This is a genomic window from Veillonella sp. S13053-19 (assembly GCF_002959835.1).
Taxonomy (GTDB): Bacteria; Bacillota; Negativicutes; order Veillonellales; family Veillonellaceae; genus Veillonella; species Veillonella rogosae.
Map to the genome: position 1 here is coordinate 145,459 of NZ_PPDA01000007.1, position 20,535 is coordinate 165,993.

The 20,535-nt window shown below is 39.8% G+C and carries 18 protein-coding genes and 1 riboswitch; of the genes, 12 read left to right on the forward strand and 6 right to left on the reverse strand.

The genetic code is table 11. The annotated features are described in order from the left end of the window. Positions 1 to 471: 471 nt before the first annotated feature. Positions 472 to 2,841, reverse strand: a complete 2,370-nt coding sequence (locus VEHSUH06_RS02535; protein ID WP_105097645.1) for a tetratricopeptide repeat protein — start codon at positions 2,839 to 2,841, stop codon at positions 472 to 474. Between the two features lie 259 nt (positions 2,842 to 3,100). Further along, a complete protein-coding gene (locus VEHSUH06_RS02540; protein WP_105097646.1) occupies positions 3,101 to 3,883 on the reverse strand; it encodes a basic amino acid ABC transporter substrate-binding protein in 783 nt (260 codons plus the stop codon). A gap of 239 nt (positions 3,884 to 4,122) precedes the next feature. On the opposite strand from VEHSUH06_RS02540, the gene VEHSUH06_RS02545 reads away from it, so the two are divergent. The 12 genes from VEHSUH06_RS02545 (at position 4,123) to VEHSUH06_RS02600 (ending at position 16,452) form a co-directional block, all read left to right on the forward strand. Continuing rightward, the gene (locus VEHSUH06_RS02545; RefSeq protein WP_105097647.1) at positions 4,123 to 5,304 is read left to right on the forward strand and encodes an amidohydrolase; all 1,182 of its coding nucleotides are present in this window, start codon (positions 4,123 to 4,125) and stop codon (positions 5,302 to 5,304) included. Positions 5,305 to 5,411: 107 nt separating this feature from the next. Next, positions 5,412 to 6,566, forward strand: coding sequence for an HAD family hydrolase (locus VEHSUH06_RS02550; protein WP_105097648.1), 1,155 nt, complete (start codon positions 5,412 to 5,414; stop codon positions 6,564 to 6,566). 279 nt (positions 6,567 to 6,845) lie between these two features. Continuing rightward, the gene (locus VEHSUH06_RS02555; protein ID WP_105097649.1) at positions 6,846 to 7,073 is read left to right on the forward strand and encodes a DUF362 domain-containing protein; all 228 of its coding nucleotides are present in this window, start codon (positions 6,846 to 6,848) and stop codon (positions 7,071 to 7,073) included. 266 nt (positions 7,074 to 7,339) lie between these two features. Then, complete coding sequence (gene guaA / locus VEHSUH06_RS02560; RefSeq protein ID WP_105097650.1) at positions 7,340 to 8,875, forward strand: glutamine-hydrolyzing GMP synthase; 1,536 nt, start codon at positions 7,340 to 7,342, stop codon at positions 8,873 to 8,875. Between the two features lie 306 nt (positions 8,876 to 9,181). Beyond that, positions 9,182 to 10,858 carry a retron Ec67 family RNA-directed DNA polymerase/endonuclease gene (locus VEHSUH06_RS02565; RefSeq protein ID WP_105097651.1) on the forward strand — a complete coding sequence of 559 codons (1,677 nt, stop codon included), beginning with the start codon at positions 9,182 to 9,184 and terminating at the stop codon, positions 10,856 to 10,858. Between the two features lie 136 nt (positions 10,859 to 10,994). After that, entirely contained in the window at positions 10,995 to 11,417 is a 423-nt protein-coding gene (locus tag VEHSUH06_RS02570; RefSeq protein ID WP_105097652.1) for a hypothetical protein, read from the forward strand. Further along, the gene (locus tag VEHSUH06_RS02575) at positions 11,414 to 11,737 is read left to right on the forward strand and encodes a hypothetical protein (RefSeq protein WP_105097653.1); all 324 of its coding nucleotides are present in this window, start codon (positions 11,414 to 11,416) and stop codon (positions 11,735 to 11,737) included. The genes VEHSUH06_RS02570 and VEHSUH06_RS02575 overlap by 4 nt, the downstream gene beginning before the upstream one ends. A 43-nt stretch (positions 11,738 to 11,780) precedes the next feature. Then, positions 11,781 to 12,200 (forward strand): GNAT family N-acetyltransferase, encoded by a 420-nt coding sequence (locus VEHSUH06_RS02580; RefSeq protein WP_105097654.1) that lies wholly within the window; start codon positions 11,781 to 11,783, stop codon positions 12,198 to 12,200. Positions 12,201 to 12,336: 136 nt separating this feature from the next. Continuing rightward, complete coding sequence (locus VEHSUH06_RS02585) at positions 12,337 to 12,825, forward strand: GNAT family N-acetyltransferase (RefSeq protein ID WP_105097655.1); 489 nt, start codon at positions 12,337 to 12,339, stop codon at positions 12,823 to 12,825. 212 nt (positions 12,826 to 13,037) lie between these two features. Continuing rightward, positions 13,038 to 13,231: riboswitch (cobalamin riboswitch) on the forward strand. Positions 13,232 to 13,440: 209 nt separating this feature from the next. Continuing rightward, on the forward strand, positions 13,441 to 14,613 hold the full coding sequence (locus VEHSUH06_RS02590) for an ABC transporter substrate-binding protein (protein ID WP_105081295.1): 1,173 nt from the start codon (positions 13,441 to 13,443) through the stop codon (positions 14,611 to 14,613). 16 nt (positions 14,614 to 14,629) lie between these two features. Next, the gene (locus VEHSUH06_RS02595; protein WP_105081296.1) at positions 14,630 to 15,679 is read left to right on the forward strand and encodes an iron ABC transporter permease; all 1,050 of its coding nucleotides are present in this window, start codon (positions 14,630 to 14,632) and stop codon (positions 15,677 to 15,679) included. Continuing rightward, positions 15,676 to 16,452: an ABC transporter ATP-binding protein gene (locus VEHSUH06_RS02600; RefSeq protein WP_105081297.1), complete on the forward strand. Its 777-nt coding sequence runs from the start codon at positions 15,676 to 15,678 to the stop codon at positions 16,450 to 16,452. The genes VEHSUH06_RS02595 and VEHSUH06_RS02600 overlap by 4 nt, the downstream gene beginning before the upstream one ends. A gap of 126 nt (positions 16,453 to 16,578) precedes the next feature. Here the strand turns inward: VEHSUH06_RS02600 and VEHSUH06_RS02605 are convergent, their stop codons facing one another. The 4 genes from VEHSUH06_RS02605 to VEHSUH06_RS02620 all read right to left on the reverse strand — a co-directional run bounded on the left by VEHSUH06_RS02605 (position 16,579) and on the right by VEHSUH06_RS02620 (position 20,474). Beyond that, the gene (locus tag VEHSUH06_RS02605) at positions 16,579 to 17,679 is read right to left on the reverse strand and encodes a metal ABC transporter permease (RefSeq protein WP_105097656.1); all 1,101 of its coding nucleotides are present in this window, start codon (positions 17,677 to 17,679) and stop codon (positions 16,579 to 16,581) included. Next, a complete protein-coding gene (locus tag VEHSUH06_RS02610; RefSeq protein WP_105097657.1) occupies positions 17,676 to 18,641 on the reverse strand; it encodes a metal ABC transporter permease in 966 nt (321 codons plus the stop codon). The genes VEHSUH06_RS02605 and VEHSUH06_RS02610 overlap by 4 nt, the downstream gene beginning before the upstream one ends. Next, positions 18,638 to 19,369 (reverse strand): metal ABC transporter ATP-binding protein, encoded by a 732-nt coding sequence (locus VEHSUH06_RS02615; RefSeq protein ID WP_105097658.1) that lies wholly within the window; start codon positions 19,367 to 19,369, stop codon positions 18,638 to 18,640. The genes VEHSUH06_RS02610 and VEHSUH06_RS02615 overlap by 4 nt, the downstream gene beginning before the upstream one ends. 163 nt (positions 19,370 to 19,532) lie before the next feature. Further along, positions 19,533 to 20,474 carry a metal ABC transporter solute-binding protein, Zn/Mn family gene (locus tag VEHSUH06_RS02620; RefSeq protein ID WP_105097659.1) on the reverse strand — a complete coding sequence of 314 codons (942 nt, stop codon included), beginning with the start codon at positions 20,472 to 20,474 and terminating at the stop codon, positions 19,533 to 19,535. Positions 20,475 to 20,535 lie beyond the last annotated feature (61 nt).

A 20,535-nucleotide genomic window follows, 5' to 3' on the forward strand; every position in this document is an offset into this window, starting at 1 on the left:
AGTTTATTTTAAACTAATGTGCACCAGAGAAGGGTTTTTATATATGATTGTTTTCTTAGATGTATTATGGCTAGATTTAAGTGTCCCATTTAGATGTATTATAGCTAGATGTAAGCGTCCTATGTACATTTCTTTACAAAACATTAAAATTTTATAGAAATTTATGAATTCATTGCATGCTATCATTCTCATATAACTATTCATATCAATTAAGACTTCGTTGTTTTGTTCATGAAATATTAATGTGTAAATTTTTACGCATTTCATGTAAAATCTAATTTTCTGGTTTAAGATATTTATAGTTAGTTTAGTTCTTGTTCTTATATGAGAAGGAGGAAGAGAAATGGTTGCAGCAATCGTTAAAGCAATCTTGGCAGCGCTTACTGGTTTAGCTAACGCTTTATTGCCTTTATTCAAATAACAATTTCATTCCCCAGAAAAAAGACCACCCTGCTTGCGGTGGTCTTTTTCTTATGTTTGCAAATCCTTTGGAACTGTTAATTGTTTCCAGTTGTCTAGTTCAGGTATTTCCAAAGTATTGATTGTTTTTTGAATCCAATAGTTCAAGGATACCTCGTTGCCTACGTATTGTTCAAATAAATAGGTGTTGCCTGGAGTATCTTCTTGGTTTCCATCCTCATCGATGGTGTGGCGTACAGATTCTTTCAGATAGAGCTGCACTCTAAATGGATTCGCTTGATTGCCTTTAAAAATGAAATAGGATGGACCTACAAAGTCATGGGTACGAATATTAATTTGTTCGTACTTTTTCTCTTTTAGGCCCTGCAACGCAGTTTGAATCATAGCGTTCGCATCGTCGTATTCTTCAAGCAAGAAAGCTTGTTGATCTACATCGAGCACGTAGTGCCAAGTTGGTTTTTCTTCGCTTTTTTCGATGGACCAGTTGTCTACTAGATTAGGTAAGGCATGATTATCGTAAAGGTCTTTCAATAGATCTCGTGTAGCATCCTTATTCATTAGCGTACGATAGATAATTTCTTGACCTTCCGTAGGGTCGTAGCCGTGTAATCGCACTTGATACATATCTCGAGGCATACGCAAGACATCTAACTTAAAAATGTTGCGCAATTTGTCTGAAACTGATAGGAAATGATTGTAAAAGCTTAACTTTATTTCATCTTGGGCTGTTAAGGCTTTTTCGATGGTTTGCCAATCATATAAGGTGGTATCCCACAGGAAGTCATCCATGTTTACCGATAACCGAGCTGCATATTGTGGCCACGTAGTAGGACCAGGGCGCACCGTAGTAGACTCTGCAATGCCTTCCTTATACTGCCAGTGACCATCAATTTCCTCAAATACCTCTAATCGCTCTGCTGCTTCGTCATCGATAGGAACATCTTTTAACTCTTCATCTAAGTTTGCCTTATGGGACAAGATATATTGATGGGACTGTTCGTAATAGGATACAGCCTGATCAAGGTCTGGCGTACCTGTTACATAGCCTTTTTCATAGGCATAGCCGAGAGCAACCCGTGTTAAGGCGCGCGTAATATCGTAGAAGAGAACCCGATTTTCCTCTTCAAAGGCCCGTTGCTCTTCATCTAAGACGCGCAGTAAGGATTGAACGGCAAAGCGCATATTTTTCGTTACACCTAAACCGTGGATGCGCATATAACCAATATATGGCAAGGCGAACATAAATCGTTCCTTGGTCGCCGCCATATGCGTTAAGTCTGCAATGAGGCCCCAGTCTAGAGGGAGGTGGCCGATGTGAAAGATATAGCCAAAAGCTGCTTGTAATGCGGTATACCCAGCGTCGCTAAAGTTCTTAGTAGCGGCACGGCGATAGAGACCGATAGCCTTAACTGGATCGTAAGGAATAGTACTACGCAATTCTTTGGCATCGTAGAAGTGATAGTAATAGTCTGCTAACTCGGCGATACTTTCAGATTGACCTAAGGCGGCTGCTTTAGTAAACCAAGTGAAAGCATCTTCAAAGTTGCCGTTTTCGTGACAGTCGAGACCTGTATAGAGCATCATGGCTGGATTGCCCAGATTTGCTGCCGTTCTAGCTACGCGGCGGGCGTTCTCAAAGTCGCCTTCGTCGATATAGATGTTACGCAAATTTCCTTGGAACATGGCGAGCCCATTATAGAGCGCTTTATTAAGCCATCTTTTCGCCAGCTCCGATGCGTTTTCTTGCAGTTTCTCGTCTGGTACTGTCCCTTGTAAGGCCGCAATACGATCGTGTATGGAACCGCTTTGTAGACTTCGTTGGATGCGTTTTGCCAAACTTAGAGGTGGTGGCATAATCATATCTTTTGCTGCTTCAATGCGATTGTCGTCGCGCCAGAAAAATACATTACCAATTACATACTGGCAATAGGCATCGTCTTGCTCTGCATAATCGTGGACAATGCGGAATGCATCATCAAAGGAGATTTGCATATCCTTTTCGACAGTTGGCGTAATAGAACCTTTAATGCGCAACGCTTGTAAGGTACCAATAGGACTGCAACGGCGAATACTATCGTGTAGGCATTGATAGGTACGCATATTGTCCTCTGGGAAATTAGATTCCTCCCAAGTGAAGCGAGGGCCGGCATAAACGCGTGCTAAGAGGGCATATGCATCACCTAGCTCCCGTGCTTCTGGATCATTAGCGATTGTAAGCACATCCTCTTTGCTATTAATTTCGCTTTCAAGAAGCGTAGACATATCGTTTCGCAAGGCGCGATGATCAGTTGATACCGCATCTTGCTGATTGTTGACGATAAGTTCAAGTTGACACAAACCCTCTTGGGCCGCTTTTTGATTATAAGATCTAAAAATCATGTGGAAGACCTTTTGTAGGCGTTCCGTAAAGTACTGTGCCATTAGGCCTCCTTTTATACGATAGAATACACATTTATTATATAACGAACACTTGGTACGGTAAAAGAGGAAATAGCGGTACTTCTAAGAGTTTTAGCTGATTTGAATTTAATATTTATGAGATTATGTTAGTTTCCTATACGACTTGAAAAGGGATAACTTAAACAAAAAAATCCCCTCTGCATAGATTTTGATTTACGTTGCTGTGAAATCTGAAATCTTTCAGAGGGGATATAGTCATCCTAATTCCTTAGAATATCTATTATTTTTTGTTATAATCGCCGAACCATTTGTCGTAGATTTTTTGGTAAGTGCCGTCTTCTTTAAGTTCTTTAAGAGCTTTATTAACAGCTTCTTGTAAAGCTTTATTGCCTTTTTTCACGCCAAGAACTGTGCCTGGGGATTTAGTAGGTTCGCCTACGAGTTTAAGGTCTTGGTCAGCACCTTGTTTGAGGTAGTACATAGCAACTGCGTTATCGATGATAGCGCCATCGATTGTGCCAGCTTTCAATTCCATGAAGATATTAGCATTGGAATCGATTTGTTTTACTGTTGTACCAGGGATTTTTTGAGCCATTTCAACAGGGATTGTGCCGATTTGAGCACCTACAGTTTTGCCTGCCAATTCATCCATGTTGTGGATTGTAGTGTTGTCTTTACGAACAACTGTGATGAAACCACCTTGGTCAAAGTATACATCGGAGAAGTCTAATACTTTTTCGCGTTCCGGTGTAGCGTTGATACCGGCAGCAATCATGTCGATATCGCCAGATTGAACAGCTGGAATCAAAGCGTCAAAGCCCATGGATTTGAATTCCATTTTTAGACCGATTTTTTTAGAAATTGCTTCGGACAAATCAACGTCGAAACCAACGTATTTTTCGCCTTCAGTAAATTCGAATGGTGGGAATGTAGTTTCAGAACCTACACGCAATACACCTTCTTGTTGTGTCATTTTTGGTTTTTCATTGCCACAACCAGCCAATAAACCCATAGCTGCTACCGCTACGAGGGCGATGGCTGTCAATTTTTTGAACTTAAACATAGTATCCTCCTCAAACATCCATATACATGGTTTATACATTTCTGTTTATATTGTACGGAATTTTACACCAATAGGCAATAACATTGTATAATTAAGAATACATGACTTTCATATTTTAGGATGCTTTCTACTTAACCTTGTGATTTACGAGGTAGAATACCCTTAATGATTATGTTAATTTAAGAATATACTTGATTGTTATATTAATTTATATATATTAATTTATCACTGGAGGCCATATGTCCCTTACACATATCTTTTCCAATCTTTGTAAAAGCTTCGCCCCTGATGCTTTTGCGGTGAATTATACATTAGCTAAGAACCCTGAGATTTCTAGTCAAGAATTTGAGTCTGTCAAAACTATTGGTGCGACCCTCGAAAAACATGGCATGGATGTAACTTATGAATTCTGTAACTTACCAACAGCCTTCAAGGCCTCTGTTGTAAAAGTAGACAAACCCCAAGGTCGTTTGGCAATTTTATGTGAATACGATGCATTGCCTGAAGTAGGTCATGCGTGCGGCCACTGTGCGAGTGGTGCCATGAGCATACTAGCGGCATTAACACTCCGTAAAATGCAGCAAGACGGCGTAGCTTTCAACATGGATATCGATATTATCGGAACTCCAGACGAAGAAGCCATGGGGTGCAAGGTAGATATGTGCAATGCCGGCGTATTTAAAGACTATGATTTTGCTATTATGGTTCATCTCGATGGAGAGGAAACGCGTCCTAATTCACAATTCTTGGCCCTCGATTGTTTCCGCGCTAAATTCCACGGTAAACCGGCCCATGCAGCAGGCGAGCCTTGGAATGGGGTCAATGCGGTGAACGGCGTTCAACTCGCTATTCATGCTATGGATATGATGCGCCAACAAGTACGCCCTGAAACGCGCATCGGTACATGGATCATCGCTGGCGGTACTGCGTCCAATGTCATTCCCCCTTATGGTGAATTAGAGGTCACTGTGCGTCATACAGAACGTGACTATTTGAACGGTTTGTCTGAACAGATTAAAAAAATCTTTGAAGGTGCTGCCCTTTGTACAGGTACAACAGTAGATGTTGAGTTTTATGGTAATCCTTATGATGATATGAACCAAAACCATCGTGGTACAGCGCTCATTGAAGAGGTAATGGCAGATATGGGCCTCGATTTTGAACCTGGTCCGGCAGCCCTCGGCGGTAGCTCCGATATTGGTAATGTCAGCTATCAATGTGCGGCGTTCCACCCTAAATTACGACTTGCTGGGGATGATAAAGTGTGCCACTCTAAAGAATTTGCCGCTGCCATGCTGGATTCTACAATTGAACAAACCATCATTGATGGTGCTAATATCATTGGTGGCGCTTTACTACGACTCGTAGAAAAACCAACAATCCTAAACGAAATCGTTGCTGAATTTAATAGTACTAAATAGCTTATTATAGCTCATTTTTGTATCTACCTGAGTAACTATAATATCAATATACGATTTATTAGTTAAAGGGAGTTTAGTTAAAAGGAATTTAACTAAAAGGAGTGTATATGTCCTTAACTGAAAAATTAGAAATTAAAAATTATATAGGCCTTACAGGGGATAAGCCTATTAAATTTATAGCCTCAGACGTCGACGGTACTTTGGTTAATGATGCAAAGGCCATTCCTGAGGATGCTATCGAAGCGATTCGAGCGGCTCGTGAAAGTGGCATTCGCGTAGCCATTGCTTCTGGTCGTGCCTGGAATGAGATGAACGATGTCATCGAAAAATTGCCGTGCCTGCGCTATTTTATGTGCACAAATGGCGCCTATGTGATGGACAAGGATGAAAATCGCAGTCTATTTCACGTTAACTTTGATAAGGAACAAGCATTATACTTGTTGCGTAAACTCTTAACCTACGGTGTCTATGTAGAGGCCTATGTGAAAGACCAAATCTTTGGTATGTACCCTCCGTCCAGATGTATTACACCTGAACGATTAAGCGCATGTGCTAGTGAGTGTAAAGCCCCTAATAAAAAGGGTTCGAATAGCCTCATGGATAATCATCTACCTAGCTCAATGAATCATCCTCAACTTGGTGTACCTGACGAACATCTACCTGGTGAAACCCATGATCGCTATGCTCTTGCTGAAAGTGATGAAGCGGCAAAAGCGACTATGTCCGAATGTGAAGTAGAACAGTCTAATTTCTTCTTTAGACCTAATATTCGTCCCTTTATCTTAGCAACGCGTACTATGGTATGTGACTTGCTAGCTCATATGGAGTCTTTAGACGAAGGTCCTGAGAAAATTCAAATATTCTACGGTGATGAACCGATGCGTCAACGGATCTTACAAGACTTGCGCGATGAATACCAAGGTCTATCTCACGATGGTACAGGCCGTGAAAGATTTTACGATGTACTGCTCTCCAGTGAAGGCAATTTAGAATTCGTGTTGCCTCACACTACAAAAGGCACGGCTGTAGAAGCCTTGGCAAAACACTGGGGCTTTAGCACAGACGAAGTAATGACACTAGGGGACAGCGAAAACGATTTGTCTATGCTGCGATTCGCAGGTGCTGGCGTAGCCATGGGCAATGCTAAGCCAAATATTAAAGAAGCCGCACGGTACGAAACGACAGACAATAACCATCACGGCGTGGCAAAAGCAATCTACTCCGCCATAGCACATAACGATGAGCTAAATAAAACTAAATAGCTAAATTAAATTAAACTAAATAGCTAAATTAAACTAAATAGCTTTAATTCCGATCGATTAGATTAGATATGTCTATATTTGAAACACTACCAGTTAAAAGTAAATCACATTATTTCAGATATGGTTAGACATAGCTGTACTTGAGATACTACCAGTTAAAAATAAATACTTTTAACTGGTAGTATCTGGAAAAAACATATATATCATTGATGTAGCAATGATATAGTAATGATATAGTAATATTGATGTAGCAGTGTTAGATATAGGAGGTGATGTATAATGGGAAATCTAAAGTTTACGATCGATGATACTTGCGTTAAGTGTGGCGCTTGTGCTGAGGATTGTCCTGTTCAATGCATCACTGAAGGTATGACTCGTTTTAATATCAGTACAGGCTGTATCGGCTGTGGTGATTGTTATTCGATTTGTCCCGTTGGGGCCGTGAAGATGCATAAACGGGAGACTCTAAAGAGTAGTAGTCAGAAAATGGGAGACTCCAAAGAGTAATAGTCAGAAATCGGGAGACTCCAAAGTGTAATAGTCAGATCTCGGAATGTTAAAAATCCGAATCTTAAGAATTTTGAAAATCCGAACATTAAAAACTTATTTATAATTTTCATACGGAATATATGGAGTCTGAATACTTCGTATGGTATAATAAACTGTAATGAAAAAATCGCGTTTGACTCGAAAAAACGCGCTCCCCAGTACAGAAATGGATGGGCATAAATAATAGTGAATATACTTTCACAAAGATGCATATGGAGGAAGGCATGGAAAACAAGGAATTTGTAATTGTTGTTGACTTTGGTGGTCAATATAACCAATTGATCGCGCGCCGTGTTCGTGAAAATCACGTATACTGCGAAGTATATCCATACAACAAAGCGCTGGAAAAAATTAAAGAATTAAAGCCGCAAGGTATTATCTTCACAGGCGGTCCTAACAGCGTGTATGAAGAAAACTCTCCAAAAATCGAAAAAGAGATTTTTGAACTTGGTATTCCTATTCTTGGCATGTGCTATGGTATGCAATTTATGGCGCATACATTGGGCGGCGAAGTTAAATCTGCCGATAACCGTGAGTTTGGTAAAACACCTACTAAAGTGGACAGTACATCTCCATTATTCAAAGGCTTGGACGAAGACCAAGTTGTTTGGATGTCCCACGTTGACTATGTAGCAAAAGTGCCTGAAGGTTTCGAAATCATTGCGCATACAAAAGACTGCCCTGCAGCAGCTATGCAAAACAAAGAGTGTAAATTATACGCTATGCAATACCATGCAGAAGTATTGCACACTGAACATGGTAAAGAAATGCTTCACAACTTCTTGTACGAAGTATGTGGTTTCACAGGCACATGGACAATGGCAAACTATGCAAAAACTGCTATTGATGAAATCCGTAACACTGTAGGCGATGGCAAAGTATTGTTAGCATTGTCTGGTGGTGTAGATAGCTCCGTTGCAGCAGCTCTTATTTCTAAAGCTGTTGGCGACCAATTGACTTGTATCTTTGTTGACCATGGTTTAATGCGTAAAAACGAAGGCGATGAAGTTGAAGCAGCTTTCAAAGATTCCGGCATGCATTTCATCCGTGTCGATGCTGAAAAACGTTTCTTAGATAAATTGGCTGGTCTTGAAGATCCAGAAGCTAAACGTAAAGCTATCGGCGAAGAATTCATCCGCGTATTCGAAGACGAAGGCCGTAAAATCGGCTCCGTTGACTTCTTGGCGCAAGGTACAATCTACCCTGACGTTATTGAGTCCGGTACTGGCGAAGCAGAAGTTATCAAATCTCACCACAATGTAGGCGGCTTGCCTGCAGTTGTAGACTTTAAAGGTCTTATCGAACCATTGCGCAACCTCTTCAAAGACGAAGTGCGTGAACTTGGTTCTGAATTAGGCTTGGCTGACTACCTCGTATGGCGTCAACCATTCCCTGGTCCTGGTCTTGCTATTCGCGTAATGGGTGAAATTACGAAAGAAAAACTCGACATCTTGCGTGATGCGGACTACATCTTCCGTGACGAAATTGCTAAAGCTGGCCTTGATCGCGACATCAACCAATACTTTGCAGTATTAACATCTACACGTACTGTAGGCGTTATGGGTGACTTCCGTACATACGATTACACATTGGCATTGCGTGGCGTAACAACAACAGACTTCATGACTGCTGACTGGGCGCGCATCCCTTACGATGTATTGGACACAATCTCCCGTCGTATCGTAAACGAAGTACAACACATCAACCGTATCGTGTACGATATTACATCTAAACCACCTGCTACAATTGAGTGGGAATAAAAAATAACTATAGTTATTACTAAGCTAAATAAGCCTCCTATCTTTTGATGGGGGGCTTTTATGAAAATTGAAATTTTACTTTAATGCTTAGCATTTATTAGTATTAAATATTTATTTTTATAAGATTAAGCTTGATAAATTTAAGAAAAGGAGGTAGGCTAAAAGTAGCGTATGGTTAGAGTTTTTGCTTGTGGTTCGCAAGCGTTGAATTTAATGTGAGAGTTGCTTTCAGCTCTCGATGATTCTTTAATAATTTCATGTACACATGATGAATTTGAGATAAAGAGTAACCATACGCTTTTTATTATGAGTAATTATGATGAAGCTCGTAAGATGGTAGCTAAGCTGATAAATGTTGAGCTTAGAGCGATTACTTATGTGCTGTATAAAAAAGGAATTGAAAAATCATATACATCATTTGAAATCCCAAAGAAAGCTGGAGGAACTAGAGTTATTGATTCTCCGAATAAGCAGTTAAAAAGAATTCAAAGACGATTGGGTAAAAAGATATATGATATTCATAAAAACTATATAGATCAAAATAGAATAGCTTCGAATATATCTCATGGGTTTGAAATGGGTAAAGGGATAATAACCAATGCTCGTATACATAAAAATAAAAAATATCTATTAAATATAGATATTGCTAATTTTTTTTCATCGGTTAATTTTGGAAGAGTACAAGGATATTTTTATAAAAGTCAAGAGTTTCTGTTTCCAAAAGAAGTTTCTACTATAATTTCTCAGTTAGTTTGTTATGATAAGAAATTGCCTCAAGGTGCACCTACATCCCCAATAATTTCAAATTTAATTTTTAATATTGTGGATTTACGTATTTTGTCATTGGCAAAAAAATATAAATTATCTTATACTCGATATGCTGATGACATGAGCTTTTCTACTAATAATCGAGCCTTCCAAACAGATTATATTAATTTTATACAAGAGTTGAGAAACATTCTTGAAAATAGTGGATTTGAGATTAATGAAAATAAAACCAGATTAGAGTATTACTCCTCACGACAAGAAGTAACTGGCTTAACTGTAAATAAGAAGATAAACGTTAGTCGTAAATTTATAAAGCAGACTAGAGCAATGGTTGATCAACTCTTTAAAACAAATAGTTTTTACATAAATGATACGTTTGGCACCGAAGAGCAGTTAGAAGGACGGTTGGCTTTTATAAATCAATTAGACTGGTATAATAATGAACTAGAACCTGAAAGTATAAAACAGAAAGCTAATAAGAAATATATGTCAGGTTTAAATGCTAGAGAAAAGCAATATCAGTATTTTTTGTTTTATAAGTATTTTTTTAAACCGAGTAAACCAACTATTGTGACTGAAGGTAAAACAGATATTCTTCATATAAAGGCTGCTTTGATGAAGTATAGTGATAGATATCCAAATCTTATTACTAAAAATGATGAAGGGAAATATGTATTTAATTTATATTTTTTGAATAAAACTAAACGGTTAAAGTATTTTTTCGGTATTGTACAAAATGGTGCTGATACAATGAAAAATATTTGGAATTTTTATAATGGAAAAAATAATTGTGATAATATATTTAAATACATAAATGATAAGAGTCAATATGGAATAATAAGAAATGTTAATCCTGTGATTCTTTTGTTTGATAATGAAAAAGAGGCAGACAAACCATTAAGAAAATTTCTAAATCATATAGGTATGAAATCGGAGAGTGATAAACCGTTTCTAAAATTGAATGCTAATCTATATTTACAAAAAATACCTCGTATTAATAATAGTGATTGTGAAATAGAGGATCTATACAGTAAAGAAACTTTAAATATCTCTATTGATGGGAAAAAATTTGAAAAGACTGTAAAAGATTCTGTTGAAAATACTTTTTCAAAAGATATTTTTTCTAAGTATATTCTAGAACACTACCAAGAAATTGATTTTGAGAATTTTCTACCCTTATTGGACTCAATAAATGGTATTTGTAAAATAGAATAAGTAGTGTATTAGAATACTAATGATAAGATATTAATAAGCTGAAAACTGTTTTAGATAAAATGATGGAATGATATTATTTATTATCATTCCATTTTTTAAATAGACATTTTTTGATAATGTTATATAACGAGGTCCTATGAAAACGATAAAATCTTTTGGCGAGTATCCCAAATATTCTCTCCATGATGCAAGGGTACAGAAAATAGAATATGTAGACGATAGTTTAACTTTTACCTTTGATTATATTTTTTCTTATGAGAATGGTGTTGAACAGACTCATAAGGCTAAGATTGTATTTGAAAAATGTGATATTGATGATCTAGAAATTCTCGTCTTTAATAGTACAATATTAGATGCTTTCACAGGTAAAAGAATTGAATTACCTCAGTATCAGCAGGAGTATAGTGAAAGTGAGTTCGAGGTTATTACAGAGACTTATAACTGGGGCCGAGCCGTATTCCAAGGGTGGTTACGGACCGAAGGGGATCCCGTACATTGTATAATGAACATATACTTTACAGGTGATATGGTATATGTAGTTGATGAGGCCCTAATATGAGCGATTTAGATTTTACTATTTGCTGTAAAGTTACTTTCTTCAGCAAGAAGAGGGGAACTCCACCGAATTTGAATAATGGAAAGTATTGTCCTCATCTTGTTATAAAGGGCTCTGAACAGCTGTTAGGTGTAAACTTTATCGATGGTGAAGATGTTATCTTTGATCGACCAATACGAACTAATGCTCTTCCAGTAAATGAGGATGTAGATTATTCTAGTTTACAAGAAGGTACAGAGTTCTTTATCATGGAAGGCAGTACTATTGTTGGTGAAGGGATTGTAAAAGAAATCTTTCAACATAAACCGTTTGGGAATAAATAGTGAAGCGCTAAATGTATGTAATGATTGCAGATAAGGAGTGTATATGCCAATTACCTATACCGCAGATAAGAATTTTACCCCTCAACAAGTAGCAGATTTATTTCTATCTGTTCGTTGGGTGGTAGGCAAGTATCCTGATCGATTACACAAGGCGCTCATGAATTCTTCTCGTGTGATTTCTGCGTGGGATGGTGACCGTTTAGTTGGTCTTATTCGTGTCATGGATGACAGCGAGTTGGTGTGCTTCATCAATTATGTGCTGGTTCATCCTGATTATCATGGACAAGGTATTGCAGGTCATTTGCTAGAAATGGTGAAAGAGGCGTACAAGTCTTACTTGTACATTAATGTTATGATTGGTGATAGCAAGAATGCACCATTTTACGAGAAGCATGGTTTTAAAATAAAAGATAATTCCTTGCCAATGCAATATCGTAATGTACCGAAATATACGAAAAGCTGATTAGTCGGATAATCTGTATAGCAAGTAAGTGGTCACATTGTTAATAAAAGGCTACACGTACATAGCGTTACGTGTAGCCTTTGTTATGTAAAACAGTATATACTAAAACAGATATGTAGATACGATGGAGAAGGATATGGATATATTAATACGAAAAGCGACAACCTCTGATTTAGATTTGGTGACACATATAGAAGCGACTTGTTTTCCGCCTGCAGAAGCGGCGCCTTGTGAGGCTTTTAAGGAACGATTAGATCATTATGCAGGTCAGTTTTTGATTGCCTTTGATGGCGATACGCCTATTGGTTTTATAGATGGTTTTGTAACGGACGATGAAGTCTTGACGGATGAGATGTTCGCCGATGCTTCCTTACATAATCCCCATGGCGCATGGCAAATGATTTTTGGCCTAAATACGATGCCAGAATATCGAAATCGTGGTGTAGGTGGTCAGTTGATAGAGGCTTTCATAGAATTGGCTAGAGAGGAAAAACGAAAAGGTGTTATTCTTACCTGTAAGGAAGAAAAGATTCCCTATTATGCCAAGTTTGGTTTTGTCAATGAAGGTGAGTCTGAGTCTGATCATGGCGGTGCCAAATGGTATCAGATGCGTGTTGAGTTTTAGTCCCTTTGTTATGGCAATATAGTTATTAATAGATAAAAATAAATTATAGAATTTTAAGGCATTTCTACAAATTGTCCTAGTGAGAAGCTAAAACTCCGCTTAGTGGTTGAGTTTTAGCTTCTTTTTTGCTATAAAGTGTAGATTTTACAAGGATAGATGTACCCCTATACGTTTATTGACACTGTATATGGTGCATGCTACGATGAGAAAAATCACATATGATTGGGTTAGGTGTTTATAGACTTAATAGAGAATTTGGTACAAGCCAAAGCGGTCACGCCACTGTAACAGCGAGGGACTTTGCATAAAGGACGATATGCTCTTAGTCACTGAGATAATATCTTGGGAAGGCGCAAAGTAACGTTAAACTGGAGCCAGAAGAACTGCCTAATTAACAATTGCCAATTGACCTGCGAGTGACAGGGATGGGGATTTGCATAGATGAATGGTCGAACTATAAGTATATAGTTGGTAGTTCATTCTATCTATTAGCTTTTAGGCGTGGTAGTTAGTCTAACTGAGATGACAGCCCGTTTCCTCTTCGTGGGGAAACGGGCTTTTTGTGTTGATAACATGTGATTGTGTATTTTGAGAGTTTTGAATTGAGGTGCTTTTATGTTTAAGAAAAAGAAATTTATGGCTTATCTTGCCACGGTGCTCCTGCTAGTTGTGAGCATGATTATGACAGCTTGTGGTGGTCCAGCAGATACGAAAAAGGATGCCGCACAATCTGGCAAGCAAATTGAGATTACAGACGTAACAGGTCAAAAAGTTACGTTGAAAAAACCTGCAGAACGCGTAGTAGTTCAATTGAGTGCTTCTGGTGGGGCCTTCTTGACTATGGCTGCATTGCAAGGCAAAGATGTGGCTAAGACTATTGTTGGTATTGACCCTTATTTGAGCAAGTTGCGTACAGATATGTGGGATCGTTACAAATCTGAAGTGCCAGAGTTGGAAAAAATTCCTCTCATTGGTAACGTAAATGACAAAACATTTGATGTGGAAAAAGTAATTTCCTTGAATCCAGATGTTATCTTCATGCCTTTATACTTTAAAGATCAATACGAGTCTGATTACAAACCTAAAATCGATGCAGCTGGTATCCCTACTATTTATATCGATTACCATGCTGAAAAGCTTGAAAACCACCAAAAATCTATCGAAGCTATCGGTAAAGCATTGGGTAAAGAAGAGCGTGCAGCAGAAATCAACAAGTTCTATACTGAACGTTTAACAAGAGTTATGGACCGCATTAGCAAAATTAACAAACCAAAACCAACTGTTTACATTGAAACAGGTAACGAAGGTCCAGAAGGTTTAGGTTTTGCCTATAGTGCAAACGTAGCATGGGGCGCATTAGCAACTCAAGTTGGTGGCGACCTTATTACTAAAGATGTAGTTCAAAAAGCAGGTCCTGTTAACCCAGAATTTATTTTGGAAAGAAACCCAGATATCATCATCATTATCGGTTCCTACTGGCCTAAGAAACCGACATCCATGCGTTTAGGTTTCGATACAAATGAAGCAAAATCTCAAGCGTTGTTGAAAGCTTTCACCACAGAACGTCAAGGCTGGCCTGAATTGAAAGCCGTTCAATCTAAAAACGTTTACTCTACTCACCATGGTTTACCTCGTGAAGTATATGACGTTGCAGTATTCGAATATTTAGCTAAAACATTCTACCCTGAGGAATTCAAGGACGTAGATCCAGAAGGTACACTTAAGGAATTCTATGACAAATTCCTTCCATTTTCTTACGGTGGCGTTTGGTTTATGCAGTTGAACTAAAAAGGAGTTTTTCGTAGTGACAGAAACTAACAATCAGTACAATTATAAGAAACAGAGCTATAAAAAGCTCATGTTTATTATCATCGGTCTGATCATTTGCGCGGTAAGTTTTGTTACCGATATTATTGTAGGTCCTGCATCACTTACGTTGAGTGATGTATGGCTAGCATTAACAGACCCATCCGAGGTTTCCAAAAATGCGTATGTCATCATTTGGTCAATTCGCCTTCCGACGGCCATTATGGCATTACTGGTAGGCGCCTCCTTGGGCATTGCTGGTGCTGGTATGCAAACTATCCTTGATAACCCGTTATCTAGCCCGTATACACTTGGTATATCTGCAGGGGCTGGCTTCGGTGCTTCTCTCATGGTAGTTGTAGGCGCTAGTGCATTAGAGTTTTTAGGTGTCTTTATGGTTCCATTCGGCGCCTTCGTATTTGCTAGTTTGACGAGCTTCTTTATCTATTCCATCAATAAGATTAAGAATTTCTCTTCTGAAACGATGATTCTCGCTGGTATCGGCATGATGTTCTTGTTCCAAGCACTTCAATCCTTGATGCAATATATGGCATCTCCTGAGGCCCTTCAAAACATCGTATTCTGGACAATGGGTAGCTTAGCAAAGGCAAACTGGATTAATATCTCCATCGTTCTCCTCGTGCTAGTTATCATGCTTCCACTCATGATGCGTGAGTCTTGGCGTTTAACGGCTTTAAAATTAGGCGATGAAAAGGCCTCTGGTCTAGGTGTTGATGTTGAAAGCTTGCGCGTAAAAGTATTTGCTTTCATTTCCCTTATCACTGCCGTAGCCGTTTCCTTCGTTGGAACTATTGGTTTTATCGGTATTGTAGGTCCACATATTGCACGTATGCTCGTAGGTGAGGATCAACGGTATTTCTTACCTCTATCTGCAGTGTGTGGCATGGCGATTTTGTCTCTCGCATCTATTGCGAGTAAAATGCTCGTTCCTGGGGCGATGTTCCCAATCGGTATTGTGACAGCAATCATCGGCGTACCTTTCTTCTTCTCGTTGGTATTAACTAGGAAAAGGAGCTATTTCAAATGATTGAAGTTCATAATTTAACCTTTGGCTATTCCTCTACGGAAGACGGACAAATCTTGAAGGGCGTTGATTTTGCCGCTAAAACTGGTAAATTGACGGCTCTCATCGGTACCAATGGTGCTGGTAAATCTACACTGTTAAAAACAATTATGGGTATCTTGAAAGGCAAGGGCGACATTACCATCAATGGTAAATCTGTAGCTGAATATTCTACAAAGGATTTCAGTAGTACAGTGAGCTACTTGTCTCAAGATAATGACTGTAGAGTCAATTTGACTGTTTTTGAAGTCGTTATGCTAGGGCGCATGGGATCCATGTCCTTCCGCGTAAGTGATGAAGACATTGCAGCTACACAAGAGGTGTTGGAACGGTTGAACTTGCAACGCTTTGCATCGCGCAGCATTATGGAGCTCAGCGGTGGTCAACGCCAACTTGTGTTCATGGCCCAGGCCCTTGTAAAAGAACCTAAAATCTTAATTCTTGATGAACCGACGAGTGCGCTAGATTTGCACAAGCAATTTGACTTGTTAACATTGCTAAAAAATCTGACTCAAGAAAATGATTTTACAACACTTGTAACATTACATCATCTTGATCTGGCGGCTATGTTCGCAGATGAAATCATCGTGCTCAAAGAGGGTAGAGTATACGCTCAAGGTGCACCGAAAGACATCTTTACAGAAGCCATGATGGAAGATGTATACCGTGTTAAAACTAAAATCTATATGGACGACAAAGGCATGCCTCATGTCATTCCATTAGAAGCTATTAACTGATTAACGCATCAGTTCAACAAATAAAAGAAGCTGAAATCTTTGCAGTGCATTGATTTCAGCTTCTTTTTTGTTGGGAAAATATGTATTTTTGAAGGAGTCTAATTAACATTCATTAAATAAAATTAATTAAATGATTTCCTTTACTTGCGCCACACCTTTATCGGTCAGCATATAGTACCCATTCGTTATATACAACAACCCTTGCTTCTTAAGGTGTGATGCGGCTTGGTGTGTATAGTCTGGCTTCCAGTTCAAGTGTTCGTGAATGGTGCCGATACCATTTTCAATGGCTGCCACAGGTGTGTTCATATGGGTATAGATGTGGCAGAGCATCATCGTTTCTCGATAGTGACGACGCAAGTGGCGTTGGCGAAGATAGGTTGCAATATAGCCTGTCTTTGGCGTGCCAATAACGGCAATTAATAATGCGAGACCAATCGTCGTTGCGATAGCACCTGCAATGGATACGTCTAGGGTGAAAGCGACTTCTGTACCGATGACGGCACAGATAATGCCGATGATGCTGCTGCTAGTGAGCATGGCTTTCACAGAGTCCGTCCATAAATAAGCGATAACCGCAGGTCCGATCATGAGGCCGATAACGAGGATAGCGCCTACTGCTTGGAATGAAGCTACCACGGTAAGGGACACCATGGTCATCAGCACGTAGTGGATGAGGGCGGGCATGAAGCCGAAGAGCCCTGCTAATAGTGGGTCGAAGGTAGATAGCTGCAATTCCTTGTAGAAGAGCATAACTAATAGGAGGTTGATGAATGCCACCCCAAGGGAGATCCATAGAGATACAGGACCTAAGTCGGTGCCGTTTACAATCCATCTGTCGAATGGGGCGAACGCAATTTCCCCTAGAAGTGCGGTATCTACGTCAAGGTGTGCGTTGCCGCTGTAGAGACTGACGAGGATGATGGCAATGGAGAATAGAAGGGGAAAGATGATACCGATGGATGCATCTTCGTTGACGAGGCCCGTGTTATGAATCATCTCTGTAAGCCATACCGTTCCTACGCCGACTATGGTTGCCCCTACTAAAAGCAAGGGTGAGTTTAAGTCTTCCGTCACAAAGAAAGCGAGTACAATGCCGAGGAATACGGTGTGTGTAATGGCGTCTGCCATCATGGACATGCGGCGTAGCACGAGGAATACACCAGGGATAGCGCACGCGATAGATACTGCGATGGCGATGAGTAAAATCTCTGTATGTACTGTCATGGGGCACCCCCTATGCGAGGCTGTCCACCCTCTGCTCTATATATTTTTTGTTGTAAATCGGCAGGACTTATCTTTGTGGTTTCTGATAATAAAGCTTGTTTTGATTGTTTGTTTCTACGATATTGCCATAAGATGCCTCTATTAGGTGCAAATATGAGGCTCAACAGTACGATAACTGACAGAATGACGATAATCGCAGGACCTGTAGGCAGTTTTTGTACTGTTGTACTCCAAATGGTACCGCCGATAGCAGATACCATACCGAAACATCCTGCTAACATACACATGGTACCTAGCTTGTTCGTCCACTGACGAGCCCCTACGGCCGGTGCAATGAGTAGGGAACTGATTAAGATAGCACCTACTGATTGAATGCCAATGATGATAGTCATGATCAATAGGAATCGATATAAAATGAGTGTAAAGGTGACGGGAATTTGCAATGTTTTTGCGTATTCTACGTCGAAGGAGATGAGCTTTAGCTCCTTCCAAAATAAGGCTGTTAAAACGATAATGATGAGTGCTGCCGCCGATGTAATGTACACATCGCGGGCTAATATGGTGGCGGCCTGTCCAAATATAAATTTTGAAAGCCCCGCCTGACCTGCATTGTTCAGACTTTGAAGGTAGGTGAGTAGAACCATACCAAGACCAAAGAAAGCAGATAGTATAGTAGCTAGAGCACCATCGAATTTGATTTTACTGTTTTCAACGGTGATGGTAATGAGCCATGCCGCAGTGATGGAGGACAGGGCAGCACCTATAATGAGTACCTCAATGTCTTTTATACCGGTCAGCAAGAATGCGATGACTACACCAGGCAGTGCGGCGTGGGAGAGGCCGTCACCGATGAGGCTTTCCTTGCGCAGTACTGCGAAGGTGCCTGCAATACCACTGGCAAGGCCTAAAAGAGCCGTCCCGAGCAATACCATCTGCGTCGTATAGGATTGGAGTATGGTCATACAATCCTCCCCTTGCCGTAGGTGCGCTCGATGGCCTCATCAGTAAAGGTCTCTACTACGGGACCATAGGCAACAGTTTGCTTATTGACCATCGTTACCCAGTCGAAATATTGAGGTACCGTATTTAAATCGTGGTGTACGACGATGACCGTTTTGCCACGGGCTTTCATTTCTTGTAAAAGGGAGATAATGGCGTGCTCCGTCGTTTTGTCGACGCCCTTGAAAGGCTCGTCCATGAGATAAATATCTGCCTCTTGTACGAGGGCTCTCGCGAGGAATACACGCTGTTGTTGGCCCCCTGAAAGTTGACGAATTTGCCTATTCACATAGTCGCTCATGCCCATTTTTTCAATCATGGAGAGGGCCAGTTCCTTATCCTTTTTACTTGGTCGTTTGAACCAACCTAGATGACCATAGCGGCCCATAAGTACAACGTCTAATACGGTAGTAGGAAAGTCCCAGTCTACGCTACCGCTTTGAGGTACATAGGCAATTTTTTTGTAATCCTTTTTGTCCATTGCAAGGTGGTGGTCGATATAAAACTTAACACTACCTGAGATAACTGTTAATAGGCCTAACATGGCCTTTAATAATGTAGATTTACCGGCTCCATTAGGGCCGACGATAGCCGCTAAGGAACCGATAGGTACCTTCATATCTACGTCCCATAGTACGGGTTTTGTCGTATAAGCTACGGTCATATCTTCAACTTCAACAGCCCATTCCATAGAGACCTCCTTCTATTAATAAGTGCTACTAGCTAATATTGCTAGTAGCACTTGTACTTACAATAACAAAGTATATTTAAAACTATCTAAGTCATAAGTCCGAACTGTAACCAGACCTGTAAATTTACTTTGTCGTATTTGATTAAGTTAATCAAATCATTGTTTATTTAAGTGCTTTAACGATGGTATCGATGTTAGCTTTTACCATGCCAATATATGTGCCGCCTTCAGTGCCTTCAGAACCGAGGGAGTCGGAGTATAATTCGCCACCGATAGCAATGTTCCAGCCTTTAGCCTTAGCTGCTTCTTGAACGGCTTCAATGGTTTTGTGTGGTACAGAAGATTCTACGAAGATCGCTTTAATTTTGTGATCTACGATAAATTGAACAAGTTCATTCACATCTTGTGTGCCAGCTTCTGTAGCAGTACTTACACCTTGCAAACCTTTTACTTCAAAGCCATAAGCGCGAGCAAAGTATTGGAAGGCATCGTGTGCTGTTACGAGAACGCGAGATTCTTTAGGAATAGATTCTGCTTGTGCTTTAATATATGCATCTGTTTCATCTAATTTAGTGAGGTATGCATCATAGCGTTTTTTGAAATCCTCTTTGTGAGCTGGATCTGCTTTCGCAAGACCTTCGTAAACTGCTTTGGCAGCAAGTTTCCAGTTAGCTACATCGAACCAAATATGAGGGTCTTTAGTTTTCACGCCATCTTCTTCATCAAAGTCGAGTAGAGTGGCTGGATCAATAGCGTCGGATACGCGGATAGTAGCTTTATTTTGTTTTGTTAAATTGTCGAAAATGGAACCCATTTTACCTTCTAAGTGAATGCCGTTGTACACCACAACATCTGCCTTAGACATAGTTGTTACATCGCCGGCGCTAGCTTGGTAGAGGTGAGGGTCTACGCCAGGTCCCATGAGTCCTTGGACGGATACATGATCACCGCCAATTTCTTTTACTAAATCTGTTAACATTGTAGTAGTAGCTACAACATTTAATTTTTTCTGATTGTCTTGGGCTGCATCTTTTCCACAGCCTGCTAATGCGAATAACATAAGTGCTAATGATACGACAATTAGTAAGATTCGATTAAATTTCATAATAAACCTCCTTTTATAGGTACAGCGTTAAAAACTTTAGTTATCTTGTTAATACATAAGT